At 70.4% G+C, this 23,309-nt stretch carries 21 protein-coding genes and 1 pseudogene; 9 read left to right on the top strand and 13 right to left on the bottom strand.

What is annotated here, in order from left to right:
• Positions 1 to 7: 7 nt before the first annotated feature.
• Together MRBLMX7_RS11650 and dnaK are read right to left on the bottom strand one after the other, a co-directional pair.
• Positions 8 to 664, bottom strand: coding sequence for a nucleotide exchange factor GrpE (locus MRBLMX7_RS11650; RefSeq protein WP_363368672.1), 657 nt, complete (start codon positions 662 to 664; stop codon positions 8 to 10).
• Between the two features lie 2 nt (positions 665 to 666).
• Positions 667 to 2,532 carry a molecular chaperone DnaK gene (gene dnaK / locus MRBLMX7_RS11645; protein ID WP_363368670.1) on the bottom strand — a complete coding sequence of 622 codons (1,866 nt, stop codon included), beginning with the start codon at positions 2,530 to 2,532 and terminating at the stop codon, positions 667 to 669.
• 205 nt (positions 2,533 to 2,737) lie between these two features.
• Here dnaK and MRBLMX7_RS11640 point away from each other — a divergent pair, with 205 nt between their 5' ends.
• Positions 2,738 to 3,667 carry an NAD(P)/FAD-dependent oxidoreductase gene (locus MRBLMX7_RS11640; RefSeq protein ID WP_363368668.1) on the top strand — a complete coding sequence of 310 codons (930 nt, stop codon included), beginning with the start codon at positions 2,738 to 2,740 and terminating at the stop codon, positions 3,665 to 3,667.
• A gap of 21 nt (positions 3,668 to 3,688) precedes the next feature.
• Here MRBLMX7_RS11640 and MRBLMX7_RS11635 read toward each other — a convergent pair whose 3' ends face one another.
• The gene (locus MRBLMX7_RS11635) at positions 3,689 to 4,150 is read right to left on the bottom strand and encodes a DUF3817 domain-containing protein (RefSeq protein WP_363368666.1); all 462 of its coding nucleotides are present in this window, start codon (positions 4,148 to 4,150) and stop codon (positions 3,689 to 3,691) included.
• 92 nt (positions 4,151 to 4,242) lie between these two features.
• On the opposite strand from MRBLMX7_RS11635, the gene MRBLMX7_RS11630 reads away from it, so the two are divergent.
• On the top strand, positions 4,243 to 5,154 hold the full coding sequence (locus MRBLMX7_RS11630; RefSeq protein WP_363368664.1) for an AraC family transcriptional regulator: 912 nt from the start codon (positions 4,243 to 4,245) through the stop codon (positions 5,152 to 5,154).
• A gap of 10 nt (positions 5,155 to 5,164) precedes the next feature.
• Here the strand turns inward: MRBLMX7_RS11630 and MRBLMX7_RS11625 are convergent, their stop codons facing one another.
• Together MRBLMX7_RS11625 and MRBLMX7_RS11620 are read right to left on the bottom strand one after the other, a co-directional pair.
• Positions 5,165 to 6,364: an MFS transporter gene (locus MRBLMX7_RS11625; RefSeq protein ID WP_363368662.1), complete on the bottom strand. Its 1,200-nt coding sequence runs from the start codon at positions 6,362 to 6,364 to the stop codon at positions 5,165 to 5,167.
• Positions 6,365 to 6,505: 141 nt separating this feature from the next.
• Positions 6,506 to 8,353 carry a S8 family peptidase gene (locus MRBLMX7_RS11620; protein WP_363368660.1) on the bottom strand — a complete coding sequence of 616 codons (1,848 nt, stop codon included), beginning with the start codon at positions 8,351 to 8,353 and terminating at the stop codon, positions 6,506 to 6,508.
• Positions 8,354 to 8,680: 327 nt separating this feature from the next.
• Between MRBLMX7_RS11620 and MRBLMX7_RS11615 the strand changes: the two genes are divergently transcribed.
• A complete protein-coding gene (locus tag MRBLMX7_RS11615; RefSeq protein ID WP_363368658.1) occupies positions 8,681 to 9,550 on the top strand; it encodes a serine protein kinase RIO in 870 nt (289 codons plus the stop codon).
• Positions 9,551 to 9,599: 49 nt separating this feature from the next.
• Here the strand turns inward: MRBLMX7_RS11615 and speB are convergent, their stop codons facing one another.
• Genes speB through MRBLMX7_RS11595 form a run of 4 tightly spaced genes read right to left on the bottom strand, consistent with a single transcriptional unit; the run spans position 9,600 to position 15,247 of the window.
• Positions 9,600 to 10,550 (bottom strand): agmatinase, encoded by a 951-nt coding sequence (speB, locus tag MRBLMX7_RS11610; RefSeq protein WP_363368656.1) that lies wholly within the window; start codon positions 10,548 to 10,550, stop codon positions 9,600 to 9,602.
• A 36-nt stretch (positions 10,551 to 10,586) separates the two neighbouring features.
• Complete coding sequence (locus tag MRBLMX7_RS11605; RefSeq protein WP_363368654.1) at positions 10,587 to 12,206, bottom strand: thiamine pyrophosphate-binding protein; 1,620 nt, start codon at positions 12,204 to 12,206, stop codon at positions 10,587 to 10,589.
• A 1-nt stretch (position 12,207) separates the two neighbouring features.
• Entirely contained in the window at positions 12,208 to 13,875 is a 1,668-nt protein-coding gene (locus MRBLMX7_RS11600; protein WP_363368652.1) for an amidohydrolase, read from the bottom strand.
• 49 nt (positions 13,876 to 13,924) lie between these two features.
• Positions 13,925 to 15,247 carry an MFS transporter gene (locus tag MRBLMX7_RS11595; protein WP_363368650.1) on the bottom strand — a complete coding sequence of 441 codons (1,323 nt, stop codon included), beginning with the start codon at positions 15,245 to 15,247 and terminating at the stop codon, positions 13,925 to 13,927.
• A 220-nt stretch (positions 15,248 to 15,467) separates the two neighbouring features.
• On the opposite strand from MRBLMX7_RS11595, the gene MRBLMX7_RS11590 reads away from it, so the two are divergent.
• The 3 genes from MRBLMX7_RS11590 to MRBLMX7_RS11580 are packed head-to-tail and all read left to right on the top strand — an operon-like array spanning position 15,468 to position 18,809.
• On the top strand, positions 15,468 to 16,376 hold the full coding sequence (locus tag MRBLMX7_RS11590; protein WP_050723890.1) for an Lrp/AsnC family transcriptional regulator: 909 nt from the start codon (positions 15,468 to 15,470) through the stop codon (positions 16,374 to 16,376).
• 48 nt (positions 16,377 to 16,424) lie between these two features.
• Positions 16,425 to 17,834 carry an MFS transporter gene (locus tag MRBLMX7_RS11585; protein ID WP_363368648.1) on the top strand — a complete coding sequence of 470 codons (1,410 nt, stop codon included), beginning with the start codon at positions 16,425 to 16,427 and terminating at the stop codon, positions 17,832 to 17,834.
• Between the two features lie 39 nt (positions 17,835 to 17,873).
• Positions 17,874 to 18,809 (top strand): cation diffusion facilitator family transporter, encoded by a 936-nt coding sequence (locus MRBLMX7_RS11580; RefSeq protein ID WP_363368645.1) that lies wholly within the window; start codon positions 17,874 to 17,876, stop codon positions 18,807 to 18,809.
• Positions 18,810 to 18,826: 17 nt separating this feature from the next.
• Here MRBLMX7_RS11580 and MRBLMX7_RS11575 read toward each other — a convergent pair whose 3' ends face one another.
• Both MRBLMX7_RS11575 and MRBLMX7_RS11570 read right to left on the bottom strand, forming a co-directional pair.
• Complete coding sequence (locus MRBLMX7_RS11575) at positions 18,827 to 19,402, bottom strand: HNH endonuclease signature motif containing protein (protein WP_363371000.1); 576 nt, start codon at positions 19,400 to 19,402, stop codon at positions 18,827 to 18,829.
• Between the two features lie 80 nt (positions 19,403 to 19,482).
• Positions 19,483 to 19,857: pseudogene (locus MRBLMX7_RS11570) on the bottom strand (DUF222 domain-containing protein); the annotation flags it as partial.
• Between MRBLMX7_RS11570 and MRBLMX7_RS11565 the strand changes: the two are divergent.
• Entirely contained in the window at positions 19,810 to 20,373 is a 564-nt protein-coding gene (locus MRBLMX7_RS11565) for a hypothetical protein (protein WP_363370997.1), read from the top strand. The pseudogene MRBLMX7_RS11570 and the gene MRBLMX7_RS11565 sit on opposite strands and share 48 nt — an antisense overlap.
• A 193-nt stretch (positions 20,374 to 20,566) precedes the next feature.
• Here MRBLMX7_RS11565 and MRBLMX7_RS11560 read toward each other — a convergent pair whose 3' ends face one another.
• A complete protein-coding gene (locus tag MRBLMX7_RS11560; RefSeq protein ID WP_363368643.1) occupies positions 20,567 to 21,121 on the bottom strand; it encodes a MarR family winged helix-turn-helix transcriptional regulator in 555 nt (184 codons plus the stop codon).
• A gap of 106 nt (positions 21,122 to 21,227) precedes the next feature.
• Here MRBLMX7_RS11560 and MRBLMX7_RS11555 point away from each other — a divergent pair, with 106 nt between their 5' ends.
• A complete protein-coding gene (locus MRBLMX7_RS11555) occupies positions 21,228 to 22,082 on the top strand; it encodes a MarR family winged helix-turn-helix transcriptional regulator (protein WP_363368641.1) in 855 nt (284 codons plus the stop codon).
• Positions 22,083 to 22,199: 117 nt separating this feature from the next.
• Here the strand turns inward: MRBLMX7_RS11555 and MRBLMX7_RS11550 are convergent, their stop codons facing one another.
• Complete coding sequence (locus MRBLMX7_RS11550) at positions 22,200 to 22,784, bottom strand: TetR/AcrR family transcriptional regulator (protein ID WP_363368639.1); 585 nt, start codon at positions 22,782 to 22,784, stop codon at positions 22,200 to 22,202.
• 91 nt (positions 22,785 to 22,875) lie between these two features.
• Here MRBLMX7_RS11550 and MRBLMX7_RS11545 point away from each other — a divergent pair, with 91 nt between their 5' ends.
• Positions 22,876 to 23,307, top strand: a complete 432-nt coding sequence (locus tag MRBLMX7_RS11545; protein WP_363368637.1) for a DUF6069 family protein — start codon at positions 22,876 to 22,878, stop codon at positions 23,305 to 23,307.
• The last annotated feature ends 2 nt before the right edge of the window (positions 23,308 to 23,309 follow it).

The raw sequence follows: 23,309 nt of genomic DNA, 5'->3' as shown, positions 1-23,309 counted from the left end.
CGATCACCTACTCGGCAGGGACGGCGACCACGACCTTGGCGGGTCGCAGCTCGACGTCGCCGAGGCGGTAGCCCACCTCGACCACCTCGAGGATCGTCGTCGTGGTGGCGCCCGGCGTGGGCTGCTGGAAGATCGCCTCGTGGCGCTGCGGGTCGAACTCCTCACCGGCCGCCCCGTAGGAGACGACGCCGAGACGGTCGACCACCGTGCGCACCTTGTCGGCGATCACGGCGAAGGGCGTGCCCTCGACCAGATCGCCGTGCTGGGCGGCGCGGGCGAGATCGTCGAGCACGGGGATGAGGCCCTTCGCGGCCTCGCCCTTCGCGCGCTCGATCTCGACCTGACGCTGCTCCTCGGTGCGGCGGCGGTAGTTCGCGTACTCGGCCTGCAGGCGCTTGAGGTCGTTCAGGAGCGTCGACTCCAGGTCGGCGAGCACGGCGTCCTCCGCCGCGGCCTCGCCGGTCTGCGTGGCACCGAGGATGTCGTCGACCGTGAGGTCGTCGGGGGCGCCGTCGACCGGGGTCTCGTCCGATCCCTCGGCGGCCGCCGCCTCGCGGGAGTCCTGGTTCTGCGGCTCGGGGCCGGATGCCTGAGCATCCGACCCCTCGCTGCGACCTCCGGCGGACTCAGGATTCTGGTTCTCGTCGAAGTTCTTGTCCGTCATGATTACTTCTTCTCGTCCTCGTCGTCCACGACCTCGGCGTCGATGACGTCCTCGTCGGAGGAGGTGTCGTCACCGGCCGGGGCGTCGCCCTCGGCCGAGGCGCCGGCAGCGGCGTCCGCCTGCGAGGACGCGTACAGCGCCTCGCCGATCCGGCCCTGCGACTGGTTGAGCTTGTCGAACGCGGTCTTGACCGCGTCCTCGTCCTCGCCCGCGAGCGCCGTCTTGAGGGCGTCGACGTCGGCCTTGACCTCGGTCTTCACGTCCTCCGGCAGCTTGTCGTCGTTCTCGGTCAGCAACTTGTCGATCGAGTACGCGAGCGTCTCGGCCTGGTTGCGGACCTCGGCGGCCTCGCGGCGCTGCTTGTCCTCGGCGGCGTGCTCCTCGGCCTCGCGCACCATGCGCTCGATGTCCTCCTTCGACAGCGACGAGCCGCCGGAGATGACGATCGACTTCTCGGTACCGGTGCCCTTGTCCTTGGCGGACACGTGCACGATGCCGTTCGCGTCGATGTCGAACGTGACCTCGATCTGCGGGATGCCGCGGGGGGCCGCGGCGATGCCGGTCAGCTCGAACGTGCCGAGCGGCTTGTTGTCGCGCGTGAAGTCGCGCTCGCCCTGGAACACCTGGATCGCGACGGACGGCTGGTTGTCGTCTGCCGTGGTGAAGGTCTCGCTGCGCTTGGTCGGGATGGCCGTGTTGCGCTCGATGAGCTTGGTCATCATGCCGCCCTTGGTCTCGATGCCGAGGCTCAGGGGGGTGACGTCGATCAGCAGGACGTCCTTGCGCTCGCCCTTGAGGACACCGGCCTGCAGGGCTGCGCCCACGGCCACGACCTCGTCGGGGTTGACGCCCTTGTTGGCCTCCTTGCCGGTCTCGCGCTTGACGAGCTCGGCGACGGCGGGCATCCGGGTCGATCCGCCGACCAGCACGATGTGGTCGATGTCGGCGACCTTGATGTTCGCCTCGCGGATGACGTCCTCGAAGGGCTTCTTGGTGCGGTCGAGGAGGTCCTTGGTGAGGTCCTCGAACTTCGCGCGCGTGATGGTCTCGCTCAGCGACACCGGGCCGGACTCCGTCAGCGACAGGTACGGCAGGTTGATGCTGGTCGAGGTCGAGGAGGAGAGCTCCTTCTTCGCCTGCTCCGCGGCCTCCTTGAGGCGCTGCAGCGCGATCTTGTCGCCCGAGACGTCGACGCCCGTGGTCTCCTTGAACTGCTTGATCAGGTAGTCGACGAGGCGCTGGTCCCAGTCGTCTCCGCCGAGGCGGTTGTCACCCGCGGTCGCGCGGACCTGGATCGTGGAGAAGTCGTCGTCCTTGCCCACCTCGAGCAGGGAGACGTCGAACGTGCCGCCGCCGAGGTCGAAGACGAGGATGAGCTCGTCCTCCTTGCCCTTGTCGAGGCCGTAGGCCAGGGCGGCCGCGGTCGGCTCGTTGATGATGCGCAGGACGTTGAGGCCCGAGATCTCGCCGGCCTCCTTGGTGGCCTGACGCTCGGCGTCGTTGAAGTACGCGGGGACGGTGATGACGGCATCCGTCACCGTGTCGCCCAGGTACGACTCGGCGTCGCGCTTGAGCTTCTGGAGGATGCGCGCGGAGATCTCCTGCGGCGTCCACTTCTTGCCGTCGACGTCGAAGGACCAGTCGGTGCCGACGTGGCGCTTGACGGAGGCGATGGTGCGGTCGACGTTCGTGACGGCCTGGCGCTTGGCGGTCTCGCCGACGAGCACCTCGCCGTCCTTCGTGAAGGCGACCACCGAGGGGGTGGTGCGGAAGCCCTCGGCGTTGGCGATGACCTTCGGCTCGCCGCCCTCGAGGACGCTGACGACGGAGTTCGTCGTTCCGAGGTCGATACCCACAGCACGTGCCATGTTGTTCTCCTTTGTGTCGCGTGAGTTGATGTGGTCGGAAAATCCGGGGCGATCAGGGAAACCTGAGTCGCGATGGCTCAACTGTACTCCGACCTTCGGACGCTGTCAAACAAACTTGATATGAGTTCGCTCAAGTTTTGATCCGAGACGGCCGAGTAAGGCCACCCTAAGCAGACGATGGCAGGATGGAGGACGGAGGTGCACAGTGGACGACTCGACGCCCTACGACGCCCTGATCGTGGGCGGGGGGCCCGCAGGCCTCTCGGCCGCGCTGAATCTCGGCCGAGCGCTCATGCGCGTGCTGCTGGTCGACGCGGACCGTCCCCGCAACGCCGCCACGCTGAACTCGCACGGCTTCCTCACGCGTGACGGCGTGCCGCCCCACGAGCTGCGACGTCTCGCACGGGCCGAGCTCGAGGCCTACCCCGGGGTCGAAGTGCGCTCCCGCGTGCGCGTGCACTCGCTGCGGATGTCGGATGCTGGATTCGAGGCGGGCATCGGCCGACGCGGACCCGACGAGACCGTCGCGACGCGCGCCGTGCTGCTCTCGACGGGTCTGCGGGAGACCCTCCCCGAGGTAGCCAACCTCCGCGGCTTCTACGGCATGAGCCTGTTCAGCTGCACGGCGTGCGACGCGTGGGAGCTGCAGGGCCGTCGCCTGGCGCTGATCGGCGAGACGTCGGATCTCGCCGCTCGCGCCCGTCTGATCGCCCGCTGGACCGCGGCGCTCACGGTCTTCACGAACGGATCGGATGCCGTGACCGCGGCCGAGGAGGCGGAACTGGCCGCCGCGGGCGTGACGGTGCGACGAGCCCGCATCGTCGAGCTCGTCGGAGACCGAGGGGTCATCGAAGCCGTGCGGCTCGACGACGGGGAGGTCGTCTCGATCGAGGGCGGCTTCGTGCGGCCCGAGTGGTCGAGCGACCTGTCGTTCCTGCACGAGACGGCGCCGTCGGTCGACGGCCACGGGCTCATCCACGTCGACCACGGCGGGCGGACCGACGTCGCGGGGCTCTACGCCGCCGGCGATGCGACGGTGCCGGGACCGCAGCAGCTCATCGTGGCAGCCGGAGCAGGAGCCCAGGCCGCCAGGAGCATCGTGCGGGACTCCGTGGGCGTCGCGTTCGCGCACTGAGCGCGTGGCCCGGCATCCTGATCACTTGCCGCCGGGAGGGCCGACGAGCAGCAGGATCACGTACAGCGCGACGATGCCGACCACCAGCAGCATGGCGAGCACCCACGGCCGACGCAGGAACCAGCGCATGAGCCGGTCGTACCAGCGCGCATCGCGTGGGTCGTCGCCCTGCTCGAGCCGCCAGTCGCCGGTCAGGCGTCCGGTGCGCTGCAGCCAGATCTCGGTCGGGATCGTGGCGTACGGGATCACAGCGCTCGCCACGGCGACGACCGCGACGCCGACGTGCCAGCGCTGGTTGAGGGCGACGAGCAGGGCCGTGGCCGCGTAGGCGAGGAACACGAAGCCGTGGATGCCGCCGCCGATCGTCACGACGACGCCGGGCGCCCCGAGGGCGCGCGCGATGATCCCCGAGATGAGGATCGTCCAGGTGATCGCCTCCGCGATCGCCAGGACACGGAAAAGACGGCCGGGTGCACGGAACACGGGACTCCTCGGATGGTTTCGTGTCAGCGTAACCGGCGTTCCTATGAGCTCCCGGCCGGAATATCGCCGCGCGTGCAGGCGTTGCCTGAGGCATGGTGATCGCCGACTCCTCCGCGCTCGCGCGCGTGCTCGACTCCGTCGACCTGACGGTCGGCATCGCGCGTCGCGCACCGCTCGCGCCCGGCGGGCTGCTGGCGCTTCCGGCCGGACGCGCGACGCTCGTGTACGTCGCCGCAGGCGCAGTGCGCGGCCATCCCCCGCTGAACGCCGGATGCCGACTGGATGTCGACCGGGCCTCGAGCTCGATCGCCGTGGAGGAGCATCCGCGCAACGAGCCTCTGTCGGCGGGCGACGCCTTCCTCACCCTGGGCAACACCTCCTTCGCGCTCGAAGCCCGCGGTCCGGCAGACCTGGTGGTGTTCGACCTCGAGTTCTCCGAGAGCACCCGGCTGCTCGCCGGCGGGCTGCCGGACCCCGTCACCGTCACCTCTTTCGACGCTCTCGAACCCGCAGCGGCGGCGCTCGCCGCGAGCATGGGGCCGACCGACCCTCCCGGCTCGCCCGCGCGTCAGGGCGACCCCCTCATCTGCCGCATGATGGCGAAGACCGTGCTGTTGTCGGTCATCCGCGCCTGGGCGGCGAACGGCTGCGCTCCGGCAGGCTGGCCCGCGGCATCCGACCCCTTCCTCGATCGTGTCGTCGAGGCGATCCACGAGCGACCGGGCGAGGAATGGACGGTCGAGAGCCTCGCGAGCGTCGGCGCGATGTCGCGGTCGGTGTTCGCGGAGCGGTTCCGCATCGCGATCGGCCGCTCCCCCGCCGACTACGTCACCGAGGTGCGGATCGATGAGGCGAAGCGGATGCTGGAGGCCGGCCGTTCCGTCTCGGAGACCTCCCGCACCCTGGGCTATGCCTCGGACGAGGGCTTCAGCCGCGCGTTCCGCCGCCGCACGGGCATGACCCCGTCGTCATGGCGCGCGTCGCACGCGATCGTCCCCGCCTGACCTCTACCCGCTACCCGCGCGCCCGGGAACTCACCCGGTTCGAGGCCCCGAAGAGCACGGCGCCGAGCAGCAGCACGACCGCGCCGATCACGTAGACGAGCTGGATGCTCAGCGTGTCGACCAGCAGGCCGCCGACTCCTGCTGCGAGCGTGATCGCGCCCTGGAACCCGACGACCACGAGGCTGCCCCCGGCCTCCAGCCGATCGGGCATCCGGTGTCCGACCCAGGTGTTGGCGACGAGCAGCCACGACGAGAAGAAGAATCCCCACACCAGCACGATCGCGCCGACGCCGATCACCGTGCCCGCGAACAGGATCATCGACAGCACCGCCACCGCGATCACGAGCGGCGCGAAAACCGAGAAGAACGCGAAGCGCCGGTCGATGATCAGGCCGATCGACAGGTTGCCCGCGAGACCGCCGACGCCGAACAGCGCCAGCAGGACCACGATGGTCGAGGCATCCACACCCGGGATGCTCTCGAGCGCGAGCCGCACGTACGTGTACGCGAGGAAGTGCCCGAGCACCACGAGCACGTGGCCGAGCATCCCGAGTCCGATGCCGGGGCGACGCAGCGTGTCGACCAGGAGGCGGAGGCTGGACGCCTGCTCAGCCGGCACTGGAGGCAGCACGAAACGCAGCGCGACGGCCAGCAGCACCATCAGCACGCCGGCGATCGCGAACACCGCCTGCCAGTTCACGAACTCACTCAGCAGGACGCCGAGCGGGACTCCGGCGACGGTGGCGAGCGACACGCCCGCAGAGGTGAACATGACCCCGCGGCCCAGGTGCTCGGGCCCGGCGAGGCGCACGGCGACCGTGATGGACATGGCCCAGAACGCGCTGATCGCCGCGCCCAGCAGGAACCGCGCGAGGAGCACGATCACCAGGTTCGGCGCGATCGCGACGATGAGGTTCGACGCGGCGGCGGCGAGCGCCATCCACACGAGCAGCGACCGTCGGTCGAGGCGCGGGAAGACGAGTCCGACCGTGGGGGCGACGACGAGTCCGACGAGCGCCGTGACCGTGACCGTCTGCCCGGCCTGCCCGGGGGTCACCCCGAGTGCGTCGGCCATCTCGGTGAGCACGCCGTTGGGGAGGAACTCGGCCGTGACGAGCAGGAAGCCCATCAGCATCAGCACGATGAGTCCGCCGTAGCGGATGCTCGGGGTGCGCGTGGTCGTCACGGGAACGGGGGCGGTCGTGGTCATGCTTCCAGGCTTCCAGCACCCGAGGGCCCGCGCCCGACGGGCCGTCCGCCGCATCCGACCGATCGTCCGGACACGCCGAGGGCGGATGCCGCGGACTGGTCCACGGCATCCGCCCCCTGATGTGCGGTGCGGTCGCGCCGACTACTTCACGGTCGCGGTGTACGCGCCCGAGCCGGAGTCGGACACCACGACGACGCGGTACGTCCCGGCGGTCGCGCTGTACGAGAACTTCTCGTCCGGAGCGGTCGTGATGCCGCGGGCGACCGTCGTCCACGTCCCCGACGAGGAGCGCTTCTGCAGGTACGCGTCGAAGTCCGCGCCGGTCGGACCGTCGAGGCAGACCTCGATCGTGCCGGCCGCGGTGCGGCTGAACGTCGCGGAGATCGCCTGTGCGCCGGACGCGAGGGTGCCCGAGCTCACCGAGGTTCCGGTGCAGGTGCTCGGCGGCGTGGTCGAGGCGTTCACCTTCCACGAGAAGGTGAACGAGTCCTGCGTCGCGGGGCTGGCGGCGTCACGCACCGTGACCGTGACGGACGAGGTCGCCGCCGTCGTGGGCGTTCCCGTGATGCGTCCGGTCGTCGCGGAGATCGACAGACCCGCGGGAAGACCCGAGGCCGAGAACGTGTACGGCGCCGTGCCTCCGGTCGCGGTGACCGCGAGGTCGACCGCCGATCCGACGGTCGAGGTCTGGTCGGGGATAGCGGCGAGGTCGACAGCGGTCGGCGTCGTCGTGGTCGGGTTCAGGAACCCGGTGTACAGCAGACGGTTCGGCGACGCCGCGTCGAGGCCAGTGAGCACCCCGGTCGTGGCGTTGCCGACGAGCGCCTGCGCGATCTGGGCGGGCGTCGCGGACGGTGTCTTGCCGAGCATGAGGGCGGCGGATCCTGCGACGTGCGGGGAAGCCATGGACGTGCCGGTCAGGGACTTCGTCGCCGTGTCGCTCGTGTGGAACGAGGAGATGATCTCCGTGCCCGGCGCCCAGAGGTCGAGGCACGATCCGTGACTGCTCGTCGGGTTCTTGGCGTCCTGCCGGTTCACGTTTCCGACGGTGACGGACTCGGGGACGCGCTGCGGGCTGTACAGGCACGCGTTGTCGTTGGAGTTGCCCGCCGCCTGCACCCAGGAGATGCCCGAGGCGATGAGGTTCTTCACCGCCGCATCGAGCGCGGGGTACGAGCACGCGGTCTGACATCCGATGCTGTAGTTCACGACGGCCGGGCGCTGCGCGTTCTCCATGATCCATTCGATCGCGGCGAGCGACGCGTCGCTCGGGCCCTTCCCATTGCATCCGAGGATGCGCACCGAGTGCACGGTCGCCTTCTTCGCGACACCGTAGGTCGTTCCGGCTGCGGTGCCGGCGACGTGCGTGCCGTGGCCGTTGCAGTCCTGGTAGGGCTGGCCTGCGCCGGTGACGTCGAAGCCGTCGCCGAGGCGTCCCGCGAACTCGGAGTGGGTGCCGCGGATCCCGGAGTCGATGACGTACACGTGCACGCCTGCTCCCGCGGAGTCGGGGTAGACGAATCGTCCGTCGAGCGGGAGTGCGCGCTGGTCGATGCGGTCGTCGCCCCAGTTCGGCGGAGAGACCTGCTCGGCGAGGGCCACCATCGTCTGCACCGGCTCGACCGACTGGACACGCGGATCCGCGGCCACGGCGTTTGCCTCCTCAGCAGTGAGGGTGGCGGAGTAACCGTCGATGGCGGTGTCGAAGACCTCGGTCACCTCGCCTCCGGCCGCGTCGCTGATGGACTCCGCGACGCCGTCGTTGGCGGCGGCTGCCGCTTCGGGCTTCAGCACGACGACGTACTCCCCGTCGACCCCGGTGCCGGTCTGCGCGCCGACGACGGCCGGAGCGCTCGCCGGAGTGCCGACCGGGCTCGTGGCAGCATTCGCGATCGATGGCGTGAACAGCAGACCGCCGAGGGTGACGAGGGCCGCCGAGACGGCTACCCCTCGAGGCAGCTTCGCGCCTCGTGAACGTCGAATGGACATGGTGCTCCTCTCATCTACGAAGGGCACCTTGTGGGCGTCCCTCCTCGTGTGACTGAAAGGTAGCGAGGGCCGCGCCGTTTCTGCATCCGATCCAGAAATCGCATTCCGGAATGCTGGCTGATAGCCGTCGAGCGACGGCAGGCCGACGGCTCTGGACAGCACCCTCGCCGCACCCTAGGCTCGACCACGCACCGGGAAGCGCCCGGAAGGCCGCTCGAGAGGAGCCGATGACATGAACGCCGTCTTCGTCGCGCCCCTCGCCGACATCCTTCCCGAGGCCACCCGCTCCTGACCCGCGCGTGGCCTCCTTCTCCCCGGAGCCACACCGTGTCTGATCACTCCGCTTCTTCCGAAGCATCGTCCCTCTTCGACGCCTCGCCCTTCGAGGCCGTACCCGTCTTCGCCGACGTCGAACCCGGCGCGAACCAGCGCTGGACGACCTGGCCGTCCGTCACCCCCTCGGAACGCGGACCCGAGCCGCGGCCCGACTGGGTCGTGACGAGCGCCGGCGCCCTCGACACCGAGCTCGGCATCCTCAAGACAGGCAAGGAGGCCGACGTCTTCCTGATCGAACGGGCCGTTCCCGGCGATCCTCAGCAGCGCACGCTGCTCGCCGCGAAGCGATACCGCGACAGCGACCGCAGCGGCTTCCACCGCTCAGCGGTCTACACCGAGGGCCGCGCCACGCGGAACACCCGTGATACCCGCGCTCTTGCGAAGAAGTCCGCCCACGGTCGCGAGGTCGCCGCCGCGCAGTGGTCGTTCGCCGAGTTCACGGCGCTGAGCCGGATGCACGAGCTGGGCGCCCCTGTGCCCTACCCGGTGCAGGTGAACGGCACAGAGGTCCTGATGGAGTTCCTCGGGGACGCCGACGGCACCGCCGCCCCGCGCCTCGCCCAGATCCGGGCCGACCGCGTCGAGCTCGCCGGGCAGTTCGCGCAGGTCGTCGACCTCATGCGGGTGTTCGCCGCGGCGGGATTCACGCACGGCGACCTCTCGGCCTACAACCTCCTCGTGCACGAGGGCCGCGTGCGGGTGATCGACCTGCCGCAGATCGTCGACGTGATCGTGAACCCGCAGGGCCTCGACCTGCTGCACCGCGACTGCGTCAACGTGTGCGACTGGTTCGCCCGGCGCCGCGTCGACTGCGATGCCGAGGTGCTGTTCGCCGACCTCGTCGCGGCGTCGTTCGGATAGCGCCGCTCACCGGCTGCCGGTCAGGCTGCGGCTCCGGCTGCGGGACGGGTCAGTCCCGGGCGAGGCGCGCAGCGAGCAGCGTCACGAGCTCGTACACGACGTGGCTCGCGGCGATGCCGGTGATCTGGGCGTGGTCGTACGCGGGCGAGACCTCGACCACGTCGGCGCCCACGATGTCACGATCGCCGAGCGCCCGCAGGATGCGCAGCAGCTCGCGGCTCGTGAGGCCGCCCGCCTCGGGCGTCCCGGTGCCGGGGGCGTGCGCGGGGTCGAGCACGTCGATGTCGATCGACACGTAGAGCGGCTTGTCGCCGACGCGCTGCAGGATGCGTTCGATGCCGGCCTCGACGCCGTGCTCCTCGATGTACTCGCTCGAGACGATCGAGAAGCCGAGGCGGGCGTCGTCCTCGAGGTCCTGCTTCGAGTACAGGGGTCCGCGCGTGCCGACGTGGCAGCTCGCGGTGAGGTCGATCAGGCCCTCCTCACTCGCCCGACGGAACGGCGTGCCGTGGGTGATGGGCGCGCCGAAGTACGTGTCCCAGGTGTCGAGGTGGGCGTCGAAGTGCAGCACCGCGACGGGTCCGTGCTTCGCGGCGACCGCCCGCAGCAGCGGCAGCGCGACCGTGTGGTCGCCGCCGATCGTCACGATGCGCCGCACCTGCTCTCCGAGCGCACGGGCCGCGGTCTCGACCTCGGTCACCGCCTCGGTGAGGTCGAAGGGATTGACCGGGATGTCACCGGCATCCACCACCTGGGCGATCTGGAACGGCGACACGTCCTGCGCGGGGTTGTACGGCCGCAGCAGACGCGAGGACTCGCGCACGTGCGAGGGTCCGAACCGGGTGCCCGGGCGGTAGCTGACCCCCGAGTCGAAGGGGATGCCGACCACGGCGATGTCGGCGCGGTCGACGTCCTCGATGCGCGGCAGGCGCGCGAAGGTCGCGATCCCGGAGTAGCGGGGGTTCTTCGAGGCGTCGATGGGGCCCACGTTCTCGGTCATCGGTCGTTCCTGTTCTCTCTCGGAAGCGTGTCGGGATCAGACGAGCGCGCTCTGCGGGATGTGTACGAGCTGCACTCCCCCGTCGGCGATCGCCTCGCGAATGGCGGGGATGATGTCGGCGCGCGCGTCGACGCGACGCCCGTGCGCGCCGAAGGCCGTGGCGAGCGCGGCCCAGTCGGGCTGCACGAGGTCGACGCCGATCGGAGCCATGCCGCGGTCGACCTCGTTCTGACGGATCTCGGCGTAGCCGCCGTTGTCGACGCACACGATCGTGACGTCGAGGCGCTGCTCGACCGCGGTCACGAGCTCGTTCACGCAGAACATGAGCGCGCCGTCGCCGATCACCGTCACCACGGGACGCTCCGTCTGCGCGACGCGGGCGCCGATGGCCGCCGGCAGACCGTAGCCGAGGGTGGCGTAGGTGGGCGTGTAGAGCAGCGAGTGCGGATGCTCGGACGCGAGCACGCTGCCGAGCGCCAGGTACACGATCTGCGAAGAGTCCCCCGCGACGATCGCATCGTCGGGCAGGGCCTCCGCGATGATCTCGGCGAGTGCCACGGTCTCGGGCAGCACCTCGTGCATCTCGCGCGCGATGGCGGCACGCTCGGCGGTCAGGTCACGGGGCGGGCGCTGTTCGGCCGGGAGGAGCTCGAGCAGTGCGCCCGTGACGGCGGCCGCGTCGCCCGCGAGCCCGACGGTCGCCGCGAGGTTCTTGTCGAGCTGGGCCGGCGAGATGTCGACGCGCAGGACCGCCCCGCGCGCCTCGAGCCGCGGGGCCCACAGCTCGGCCTCGCCGAGCTTCGAGCCGACGACGAGCAGCACGTCGGCGTCCTCCGCGACCGTGCGGGCCGCCGCGAGGCGCAGGTTCGATCCCAGTGAGAGCGGATGCCGTTCGTCGACCACGCCCTTGCCGTTGAGGGTCGTCAGCACGGGCGCCCCGAGGCGTTCCGCGATCGCGGTGAGCTCGTGCACGGCATCCGTCGATCCGCCGCCCGCGACGATCACCGGACGCTCCGCATCCGACAGCAGTCGGGCCGCCGCGGCGAGCGCATCCGGGTCGCCGGAGACGCGCGCCGACACCGGTCGCGGCCGACGAGCCTCGGCGGGGACGCCGGCCGGGGCTTCGAGCACGTCGAGCGGGATCTCGATGTGCACGGGACGCGGGCGCCCGGTGCGGAACAGCGCGAACGCGTCGTGCACGGCCTCCACGGCCTCGGCCGCCGTCGTCACGCGCCGCGACCACTCGGCGATCGCGCCGACCATGGCGGTCGCGTCCTTGGTCTCGTGCAGCGTGCCGACGTCGGCGAACTCGGCACCCCGCGCGACGCCGGGCGACAGCACGATCAGCGGGCGCGACTCGCAGAACGCCGTGCCGATCGCGCTCATCGCATTCTGCAGACCCGGCCCCGAGGTCGTGATGACCACGCCGGGAAGACCGGTCTGCTGCGCCCAGCCGTCGGCGCCGTAGCCCGCCCCCTGCTCGTGACGGTTCGTCACGGCGCGGATGCCGAGGTCGGCGAGTGGACGGTACAGCTCGAGGTTGTGGGTGCCGGGGATGCCGAACACGGCGTCGACCCCGTAGGCGCGGATCGTCTCGAGCACCGCGCGCCCGGCCGTGTCGGAGTAGTCGGGCGCGGTCTCGGGTTCGGGTGTCACGTCAGGCACGGTATCGCCGCTCTCCGTCGACCCAGGTCTCGCGCACCGTGATCGCCGAGATGTCCTCCGCGGCGACGGCGAGCGGGTCGCCGGAGAGCACGGCGAAGTCGGCGTACTTGCCGACCTCGAGCGAACCGAGGTCGTCTTCGCGTCCGATCGACACCGCGCCCTCGTAGGTGTGGGCGCGGAGCGCCGCGGCGGCGCTGATGCGCAGGTCGGCCGGGCCCAGCGAGTGACCACGACGCGTGACCCGCGTCACCGCCGTCTGGATCGCCTCGAGCGGAATCGGCTCGGCCACCGGAGCATCCGAGGAGATCGTCATGGCCACCCCGGCCCGCTCGAACTCGCCGAGCGGGTTGAAGCGCTCGCCGGGGGTGCCGATCGCCTCCTCGACGCCCTCGCCCCAGTTGAAGTAGTGCTGCGTCTGATTCACCGGACGGATGCCGGCCGCCGCCATGCGGGCGATCTGCTCGGGGGTCGGCAGGCCGCAGTGCTCGATGCGATGGCGCGCGTCGGCATCGGGGTTCTCGGCGAGCGCCGCCTCGATCGCCGAGACGACCATCTCGATCGCGGTGGGCGACTGCGCGTGCGTCGCCGTCTGCAGTCCCGCGGCGTGCGCCTTCGCGATGAGCGCCGCGTAGTCGGCGGGCTCGTGGTAGAGCTGGCCCGTGCGGCAGGGGTCGCCCACGTAGCCGTCGGGGAAGTAGGCGGTCCAGCCGCCGAGCGTGCCGTCGGCATAGAACTTGATGCCGGCGAAGCTCAGGTGGGCGTTGCCGAACTGTCCGACCATCCCCATCTCCAGCGCCTCGTCGAGCAGGTGCGACAGCAGGTACATCGACACGCGCAGCTCGAGACGCCCGGCCTCGGCGAGGCGCAGGTACATGTCGAACTCGCGCCGGGTGACCTGGCAGTCGCCGATCGACGTGACACCGCCGGCGAGGAAGCGCTGCGTCGCGGCATCCAGCTGTCGCAGGTGCTCCTCGGGCTCGTCGGCGAGGTGGAAGTTCGGTCCGTGGTGCCCGATCTTCACACCGTGCACGCCCGTGAGGATGTTGCACGCGGCATCCGACAGCTCCCCGGTCAGCTCGCCGTCGGCATCGCGGAAGAACTCACCGCCGTCGGGGTCGGGGGTGTCGCGGTCGACCCCGGCCGCCTCGAGCGTGCGCGAGTTCACGACGCCGCCGTGACCCGAGGCGTTCATGAGGTACACCTCGCGGTCGGTGGACACCTCGTCGAGCTCGAAGCGGGTGGGATGCCGCTTCTCGGCGAGGTTGCGCTGCTCGTAGCCGTAGCCGCGCACCGGCCGCCCCTCCGGGGCCTCGGCCGCCGCCGCCCGCAGCAGCGCGACGATCTCGGGGATGCTGCCGGCCTTCTCGGGCCCGCAGTCCACCCAGGTCATCATCTGACCGAACATGAGCGGATGCGCATGGGCGTCGACGAACCCCGGGACCACGACTGCGTCGCCCAGGTCGACGCGCTCGGGGTCGAGTCCCCGTCGCTCCGCCTCCCGCTCGCACTCCGCGAGCGTGCCGATCGCGGCGATCCGGCCGCGGTCGGTGAGCAGCGCGGTGGCGGTCGTGTCCTCGGCATCCACGGTGTGGATGGCGCGGGCCGTGAGCAGTCGCGGCGACGTCTGGGCGGAGCGGTCGAAGGGGGTGAGCTTTCTCATGGGCCTGTTCGCTGTCGGGGCGGGCGGGGAAGGGCGGGCGCGGCCGCGGTCAGGGGAGCCGGTTCGCCGTCGTGTCGGTGCGCGCGGTGAAGGATGCCGTGACCGGCGCCTCGTCGGAATGCTGCGGTGCGAGCCGCGTGCAGATGCCGGCGATGATCGCCATGCCGATGAACATCGCGATCACAGACCACACGCTGCCCGTCCACGCGATCAGCTGCGTCGCGAACCAGGGCGAGAACCCGGCCCACACGGCGGCTCCCACGCCGTACGACAGCGCGATCGACGTGTAACGGGCCTGCGGGCGGAACATCTGCGCGAGGATCGCGGCGATCGGGGCGTAGGTCGCGCTCATCGCGATGCGCACGAGCGAGGCGAGCAGGAAGATCAGCGGCTCGACGCGTCCGGGCATGATCAACAGGAACGGAGCGAACGTGAGCACCGAGGTGATGAGGCCGATGTACATGACGTTCTTACGGCCCCACTTGTCGCCCAGCCACGCGACCGGCAGGGTCACGACGAACTCGACGAACGAGGCGATCGTCATGGCGTCGAGGATGACCTGCTCGCTGATCGCGATGGGCTCGCCCGTGGCGTACGCGGTCGCGAAGGTCGTGGCGAGGTAGTACCCGCCGGTCGAGATCGGGAGGATGCCGATGCCGAGGAGGATCGGCTTCCAGTTGGCGCGGAGCGCGAAGGCGAGCGGCATGGACTGCTTGCGGCCTTCGATCTTCTGCTCGAAGACCGGGGACTCCTCGACGCGGTACCGCACCCAGAGGCCGACGCCCACGAGCACGATCGAGAGGAGGAACGGGATGCGCCAGCCGCCGTCGATGATGAAGGTGTCACCGCCGCGCGACATGATCGCGAAGATCCCCGAGGCGAGCAGGGCTCCGGCCGGGTTGCCGAGCTGCGTGAAGCCGCCGTAGAAGGTCTTCGACTTCTCGGGCGCGTGCTCGACGCTCATGAGCACCGCACCGCCCCACTCGCCGCCGACCGCGAGACCCTGGATCGCGCGGAGCAGGATCAGGAGGATCGGGGCCAGGATGCCGATGTTCTCGTAGGTCGGGAGGCAGCCGACCAGCACGGTCGCGACGCCCATGAGGAGCAGTGTGATCACGAGCGAGACGCGGCGGCCGAGCTTGTCGCCGATGTGCCCGAAGACGATGCCGCCGAGCGGTCGGACGAGGAACGCGACGGCGAAGGTCGCGAACGCGGCGGCCGTCTCGGCGAGACGGTCCCCGCTCGGGAAGAACAGCGGGCCGAAGACGAGCGCCGCAGCGGTCGCGTAGACGTAGAAGTCGTACCACTCGATCGTGGTGCCGACGAAGGCGGCGATGCCTGCGCGACGCGCTTTGTTGTGGGTGGAGGCCATGGAGCCCGCTCCTTTGCGGAAGATGTTCGGATAGCGAAGGATGCTACGGACCCGCAGACGTCGCGGCAAGGGCACAACTCCAGCGTGAAACGCGATTCACTGGAGTTGTGATCGCGGGAGCGCACACCTTGCGGCTTCTCGTACGCCGATTCCGCTTCTAGACTGCACTTGTGTTCGCGTGTCCGCGCGTTCGCGGGGAACTGGGGAATGTGAGCCGACGATGGATTTCGACGCAGAACTGATCCGGGCGCTGCAGGAGGACGGCCGCGCCAGCATCCGCTCCCTCGCCCTTCGACTCGGCCAGTCGCGCGCCGCCGTCGCCGCGCGCCTCCGCGCCATGCTCGACGACCGCACGGTGCGGGTCGTGGCTGCCGTCGACCCCGTGTTCCTGGGTCAGCACGTGCTCGCGCACGTCTCGATCCGCACGGACGGCGCCGTCGAGATCGTCGCAGGGCACCTGCGCGACATGAGCGAGACCGTGCTGGTGTCGGCCGTCGGGGGTGCGCACGACCTCGTGACCGAGGTTCGTCTGGGCAGCATGGCGGATCTGCACGACCTGCTCGCGCAGATCCGCGCGATCGACGGCGTGCTCGACATCAACACGATCATCTACTCGACCGTCGTGAAGGGATTCTTCGTCTCGGAGTACCACGGCGACGTCACGCTCGACACGATCGACGAGGACCTCATCGAGCACCTGCAGTCGGACGGGCGGATGAGCTTCCGCGCACTGGGCGACGCCGTGCGTCTGTCGCCCTCGGCCGTCGCGACCCGCGTGCAGCGCCTGATCGACGGCGGCGTCATCAAGATCAGCGCGGTCGAGGCGCGCGGCCTCGCGCATCGTCAGCTGTCGATGGGCGTGGGGCTCAACCTCAACCACGACGACGAGGCCGTGATCGAGGAGCTCCGCACCGGACGCGGCATCGACTTCGCCGCCCGCACCCTCGGACGCTTCGACGCGGTCGCGACCCTCGTCGAGCCCTCGGCCGGGGCCCTGTATGCGAGCCTGGAGCGGCTGCGGTCCCTCGCGGGCGTCACGCGCATCGAGGCCTGGCTGCACCTCGCCGTCCTCAAGGAGGACTACGCCCGGACGCTGCACGCACCAGCGCTCACCGCCCGCGTGCGCTGACCGGCGCGCCGTCACCGTCCGTTCACCGCGCGCCGCCAGACTGCGAGCATGAACGATTCCTCCCAGAGCGGCGAGGCACCCGAGCCCGCCGCGACGGCGAACAGCGGCGCTGTCGGCGTCATCGGCCTGGATCTGCGCGGCGATGAGCCGGCGCCCAAGAAGCAGGTCTTCTCGTGGGCGCTCTGGGATTGGGCCACGCAGCCCTTCAACACCGTGATCCTCACGTTCATCTTCACGGCGCTGTACCTGACGACCGAGGCGTTCCTGCCTGCGGACATCGCGGCGCTCGGTGAGGACGACCCGATCCGCAAGGCCGCCGAAGCCGATCTCGCGTCGGGGCTCGGGCTCGGATCGACCATCGCCGGCATCGCCATCCTGCTCATCGCCCCGGTGCTGGGTCAGCGAGCGGATGCCGCGGGGCGTCAGAAGCTCTGGCTCGGGATCGGCACGGGCGCACTGATCGCGTGCATGTTCGGCCTGTGGTTCGTGGAGCCGACGCCGGCCCTGTTCTGGCTCGGTGTCGCCCTGATCTCGGCGGGATCGGTGTTCGGCGAGATCGCGGCGGTGAACTCGAACGCCATGCTGATCGGCATCGCCACCCCGAAGACCGTGGGTCGCATCTCGGGGCTCGGCTGGGGCTTCGGCTACATCGGCGGCATCCTCGCCCTCGTGCTCGTGGTCGTGTTCTACATGCTCGACTGGTTCGGTCTGCCGGACGACGGCGGGCTGCCGTTCCGGATCATCGCGGTGGGTTGCGCGATCTGGGCGATCGTCTTCTCGATCCCGATCTTCCTCAACGTCCCCGAGCCGTCGATGGGCCGCCCCGAACGCAAGGTCGGCTTCTTCGCCTCGTACGCGCTGCTCGTGAAGGACGTCATCGGGCTGTACCGCGACCCCGAGACGCGCAACACGTTCTGGTTCCTGCTGTCGAGCGCGGTGTTCCGCGACGGGCTGGGCGGCGTCTTCGCGTTCGGTGCGATCATCGCCGGACAGGTGTTCGGGTTCGAGTTCCTGGAGCTCGTGATCTTCGGCATCGCCGCGAACCTCATCGCGGGCGTCTCGACCATCATCGCGGGGCGGTTCGACGACAGGTACGGCCCCAAGCGCATCATCCTCGTCTCGCTCGCGTCGATGGTGATCGCCGGGCTGGCGGTGTTCTTCCTCGTGGATGCCGGCACCGTGGTGTTCTGGATCGGCGGCCTGATCCTCTGCGCGTTCGTCGGTCCGGCGCAGGCGGCTGCACGGTCGTTCCTCGCCCGGGTGACCCCGGCGGGCCGCGAGGGTGAGATCTTCGGCCTGTACGCCACGACCGGTCGGGCGACGAGCTGGATGTCGTCGGGCGCGTGGACGCTGCTGATCGTGCTGACCGGGGCGACCGCGTTCGGCATCGTCGGAATCGTGATCGTGCTCGTCGCCGGGTTCCTCCTGCTGCTGCCCGTCAAGGCGACTGCACGCTGAGGCGCGCCGCCCCGCCGCGGACGGGAGTAGCCTGACCGCGTGACCGTCATCATCGCGTTCCTCGCCAATGTCCTCGTGGCGATCGCGAAGACCGTCGCGGCCGTGCTGACGTCCTCGGCGTCGATGGTCGCGGAGGCAGCGCACTCCTGGGCGGATGCGGGCAACGAGATCTTCCTGCTGATCGCCGACCGCCGTGGCGCGAAGGCCAAGGACGACCGGCATCCGCTCGGCTACGGTCGTGCGGCGTTCGTGTGGTCGCTGATCGCCGCGTTCGGGATCTTCACGGCCGGCTCGATCGTGTCGATCATGCACGGCGTGCAGGAGCTCGCCGAGACCGGGCCGGTGGAGAGCCCGGGCATCGCCTACACGGTGCTCGGCATCGCGTTCGTGCTGGAGGGTGCGTCGTTCACGCAGGCGCTCGTGCGCTCCCGGCGTCTGGCGCGCGAGCGCGGGTCGTCGACCTGGGACTACGTGCTCGGCACGAGCGACACGACCCTGCGGGCGGTGTTCTTCGAGGACATGGCCGCGCTGATCGGGCTCGTGCTCGCCGGCGGCGCGATCGTCCTGCATCAGATCACGGGCGTCGCGGCCTGGGATGCCGTGGGGTCGATCCTCGTCGGCATCCTGCTCGGGATCGTCGCGGTCATCCTGATCGGTCGCAACATCGCGTTCCTGGTCGGAACGAACGCGACGCCCGAGCTGCGGAACCGCGTCGGACGCGCGCTGCTCACATCTCCGCAGGTGCAGCGCGTCACGTACCTGCACATCGAGTACGTCGGGCCCAACCGCCTGTTCCTCGTGGCGGAGGTCGATCTGACCGGCGACGCACGGGAGCATGATGTCGCGAGCCGGCTGCGGGAGATCGAACGGCAGATCGAGGCGCATCCGGTCGTCGAGACGGTCGTGCTGTCGCTGTCGGTCGACGACGAGGCGTCGCTCGATTTCGGCGAGGATGCGACTGCCGGGACGGTGTGAGTCACAGGGGTGACACGTCATCCGACGCCGATGCACGGCGCCCGGTCGATAACGGGCTCGTGCTTGTGCTGGCGCTTGTGGTCGCGCTCGCGTCTCGCGGCTGAACCGGCGACCGCCCGCTCGGTGTCGCGCGAGGGCTTCGGCCGGCCTCCGCGTTGCGGGCGTGGTCGATGCCGGACAGGCGCTGTTCGGCCGGTCGTCCTCGCGTCTCGGTCGCTGAGCCGGGGTGTGCGCCAATGCTGCTCGGGGTCCCACCAGGCAGGCCCCCGCACCTGTGGCACGCCGGAGTCCATGCGGATCTCCCACCCCGATCCGTCGAGCGAGCGGTGATGCCACCAGCACAACGGCACCCCGTTGTCGGTCTCGGTCGGCCCGCCTCGCGAGTGTTCGGTGACGTGATGGATCTCGCACCACCCGGCCGGCACGTGGCATCCCGGGATGAGGCACTCCTTGTCCCGGGCCACGATCGCTCGACGCTGGTGCACGGTGAATACGCGGCCCGTGCTGCTGGTCCCGACGATGCGCCCTCCGTCGAACACGACGCGTTGGATCGTGCCGGAGCAGCCTGTCTGCGCCGCGACCCGTGCGGGCACGTGTGCGTGCGAATGTCCGTGCGCCCCGGGAGTGATGCCGCTCCGGAGCCGCGCTCGAGATCCGCGACGTCCATCGTGACGACGAGGGTCGGCGCCGCGCCGCCGAGCGTCGGCATGTCCTTGTGGCGGGCGGCGATGGCAAGGGCCGCCGCGAACGCGTCGTGCCTCTTCTGCAGCGGCGTGCGGCCGTCGATCACGTTCCGCGGGTCGGTGTTGAACGGGTCAGCGCCCGTACCAGGATCAGCGTCAGCGTCAGCGAACGCCACCCGCGGCTTCGCCGGCCCCTCGCCCGCCGGGTTGTTGATCGCGTCGAGGACGGTCTCGAGCTGCGCCGCCACTTCGGGCGACAGCCACCCGCGGATCGGCCGCAGTCCGTCACGCAGACGTCCGATCGTGAGCCCGCGTCGGTGCTGCGCGTTCGCATCGTCGGGCTCTGCGCCGTCGGGATCGAGCACCGCGACGAGCGCATGCGCGAGGATTCCCAGGTCGTCCGTCGTCGGGATCGGCGCATCAGCCCCGCCGTCACGATCCGAGTCGATGCGCTCCCCGGCATCCGCACTCACGTATCCACCGCGTGCGGCGTCGGCGAGGCACTGATCGGCGCTCGCTCGCTCGTCGGGGGTCAGGCGGTCTCGGCATCTCTCGACCGGAGTCGTAGCCGCGAGCATGCCGGCGACGCTCACTCTGCCGTCGAGCATGGCGTCGCGGAGTTCGGGCCAACGCGCGGGAAGCCGCTCACCGGAGAGCAGGTTGACGTCGCGGCGCACCAGGTCGACGACTTTGCCGATCCGGGCGGCACCCGCAGCATCCGTCGACAGCGTGCGTTGCAGCAGCTCGCTCGTGGACCGGCACCCGGCACCGTGCGGAAGGTCGACGGCGTCGCCCGTCGCGACGGTCTCGACGATCATCGCCTCGAGGCGCCGCAGCGCGGCACCCGCCGTCGCCAGGATCTCCAGCCGTTCGTCCGGTGACACCCCGGCCAGGGTGTCGTCGCCCAGCATCGCGTCGAGGTCGTGAACGACCCGAGCGAGACGAGAGCGGGAACCGGTGGGCATGCCCCCATCTCAGCAGCTGCCACCGACATTCACACCGGCTCGAGCGCCGATTTTCCCCAGCTCAGAGAGATATTCCGGAACAGCACGCTCCCGATCGAAATCTCGCCGCTCAGGACTCCCAGTTGTCGGCGAGCTTGCCGAGAAGGCGGGCGAGTTCGACCCGCTCCTCGTCGGTGAACGCGGCGAGCGCCTTGCCCAGCGCCTCGCGTCGCTCGCCACGCACACCGCGCACCAGCGATCGCCCCTCGTCGGTCAGCGCGATCCGCGTGCGGCGCGCGTCGTCGGGATCGGCCTCTCGGCGCAGCCATCCGTGCGCGACCCCCTGCTGGACCAGGCGCGAGGCACGGGGCTGGTCCACGCCGATCGCGGAGCCGAGATCGCTCACGCTGAGCGGGACGGATGCCGCGGCGAGCGCCTCGAGCATCCGCATCCGAGCCGGTCCCCCGAAGCGCCCCGAGGGGTCGGCCATCCACGGCGGCATGCCAGGATGGCCGGGCCGACCAGGGTGGGCGTGCTCGAAGTGGTCGGGGTGGGGTCCGCCGTGCCAGCCGTGCGGTCCGCCACGTCCACCAGGGCCGCGTCCTCGATCGCCGGGTCGACGGCCCCGCAGGCGCGCGAGAGCGCGGGCGATGGCTTCGGCGGGGTCGTTCTCGGAGTCGCTCACGCCTCGATTTTACATGCGACTTGACATGCATTCGTGACGCATGTCACACTACATGTACATGCACTGTGACAAGCACATGCTCAATGACATCAAAAGGACACCACTTATGAACACCTCAGACACTCAGAACCCCGAGAACACTCCGAACCACGACCGTCCGTTCGGATACTGGCTCAAGGCGGTCGACCGCCTCATGGCCGCCGAGTTCGCCACCGCCTTCGACGGCGAGCACGCGAGCCGCCGCGATTGGCGCCTCCTGAACGCCGTTGAGGGCACGAACGCGCCGCGCCGCCCGCTCTCCGCACACAAGCTGCGCGGACTCGTCGAGCGCGGATGGATCGTCGCCGACCGCGAGGGCTGGACCCTGACCGACGAGGGGCGTGCCGCCAAGGACCGCCTCGGCGGCATCGTCGACGGCATCCGCGCGAAGGTCGCAGACGCCGTCTCACCGGACGACCTCGCCACCACCGTGGCGTCGCTCGAGCAGATCGCGCGCGCCTTCGGCTGGGACGAGGAGACCCCGCTCCCCCACAAGCGCACGCACGGTCGCGGCTTCGGACGCCGTCACGGCTTCGGCCCGCGTCATGGCTTCGGAGGCCGCGGGTTCGAAGGCCATGGCCGCCCGTTCGGCCCCGGATTCGGTCACGACGCTGGACCGGATGCCGAGCACGGCGACTGCGGACACCGCGGCCACCCCGGTCACGACCGCTTCCGCCGCGGACGCGGCGAGCACCGGTTCGCCGCGCACGAGTCCACCGGCCACGAGCACGGCTCACATCACGAGCACGGCTCAGACCACGCGCACGGCGACATCCCCGGCGAGCACCGCCACGGCGGACGCGGTTTCGGCGGACGCGGCTTCGGCGCACACGGACACCCGGGACACCCTGGGGCCCGCATGGCGCAGCACGCCTTCGAGCGCGGCTTCGACGCCGGATACTCCCGCGGGCGCGACGCCTGACGGCGCCCATCCGGACGACCCCGCCTCACGGCATCCATCCAGAACGCCCCCTCTCCGGAGGGGGCGTTCGGCATCCATGACCGGCGCCGGGCGGCACCGGCGGCCCCGGCATCCGCCTTATCGCAACGCGGGGAGGATGACCTGGTCGACGAGCTCCGCGACGGCCTCGGGTTCGAGGGCGCGGCGACGCAGGCTCACACTGCCGAAGGCGGCGGTCGGCACTATCCCCGCGATGACCGCGATGGGAGCATCAGCCCGGACCTCCCCGCGATCGCGCCACCGTTCGATCACACGCGTGAGCACGGCGACCGGAGGCCCTCCGATGACGCGGTAGGCGATCTCACGGAGCTCCTCGTCGCGCCCGATCTCACTGAGGATGCTGGCGAGCACGTTCGCGGTGCGCTCGTCAGCCTGCGCGAAATGCAGCGCTGCCGCGAGCAGGTCGCCGCGCAGCGTGCCGGTGTCCGGTGCGTCCGTCGTGACCTGGAGCGCGCGGACAGCCGCGACCACGAGCTCGGCCTTGTTCTCCCAGCGACGGTAGATGGCGGAGCGCCCGCAACGCGCACGCTGGGCGACGGCGGCGATCGTCGTGCCGGCGTAGCCGTTCTCGATCAGCAGCTCGTGCACCGCGGCGAGGATCGCGGCCTCGACGCCGGGATCGCGCGGGCGACCGGCCGTCCTGCTCGCCTGAACCGCTTCCATGAGTCCCCATTGTACATTCCGGGAACGAGGAGTACCGTTACGTATCGGTACCAGTCGGTACCGTATTGGATTCGCCGATCAAGGAGCTGTCATGGTCACCACCGTCCCCGCCGAGCAGGCCACGACGCGGTCCCGCACGCGCACCGTCCTCACCCTCGTCACGGCGGCCGTCATCGCGGTCGCCGCCAACGCCGTCGTCGCGTCCATCGCCGTCGCGACCGGAGCCCCGGCGACCTACGGCCCGCTCACCTTCCCTGCCTACGGCCTTTTCACCGTGATCGGCGTCGCGCTCGGATGGCTCGGGTGGTCACTCGTGCAGCGCAAGGCCCGCGACCCGCGGCGCACTCTCACGGTCCTGGTGCCCGCCGTCACGGTCACGTCGTTCCTGCCGGACGTGCTGCTGCTCGTGCTCGGGTTCATCCCCGGCACGACCACCGGCGCGGTGATCGCGCTGATGGTGATGCACCTCGTCGTCGTCGCGGTCGCCGTGCCCGCATACGCGTTCGCCTTCCGCGCCCGCTGAGC

Source organism: Microbacterium sp. LMX7-1.2, assembly GCF_040675935.1.
In the GTDB taxonomy this organism is placed as follows: Bacteria; Actinomycetota; Actinomycetes; order Actinomycetales; family Microbacteriaceae; genus Microbacterium.
Note: the sequence above shows the minus strand (reverse complement) of the source record. Positions and strands in the feature narration are given on the sequence as shown.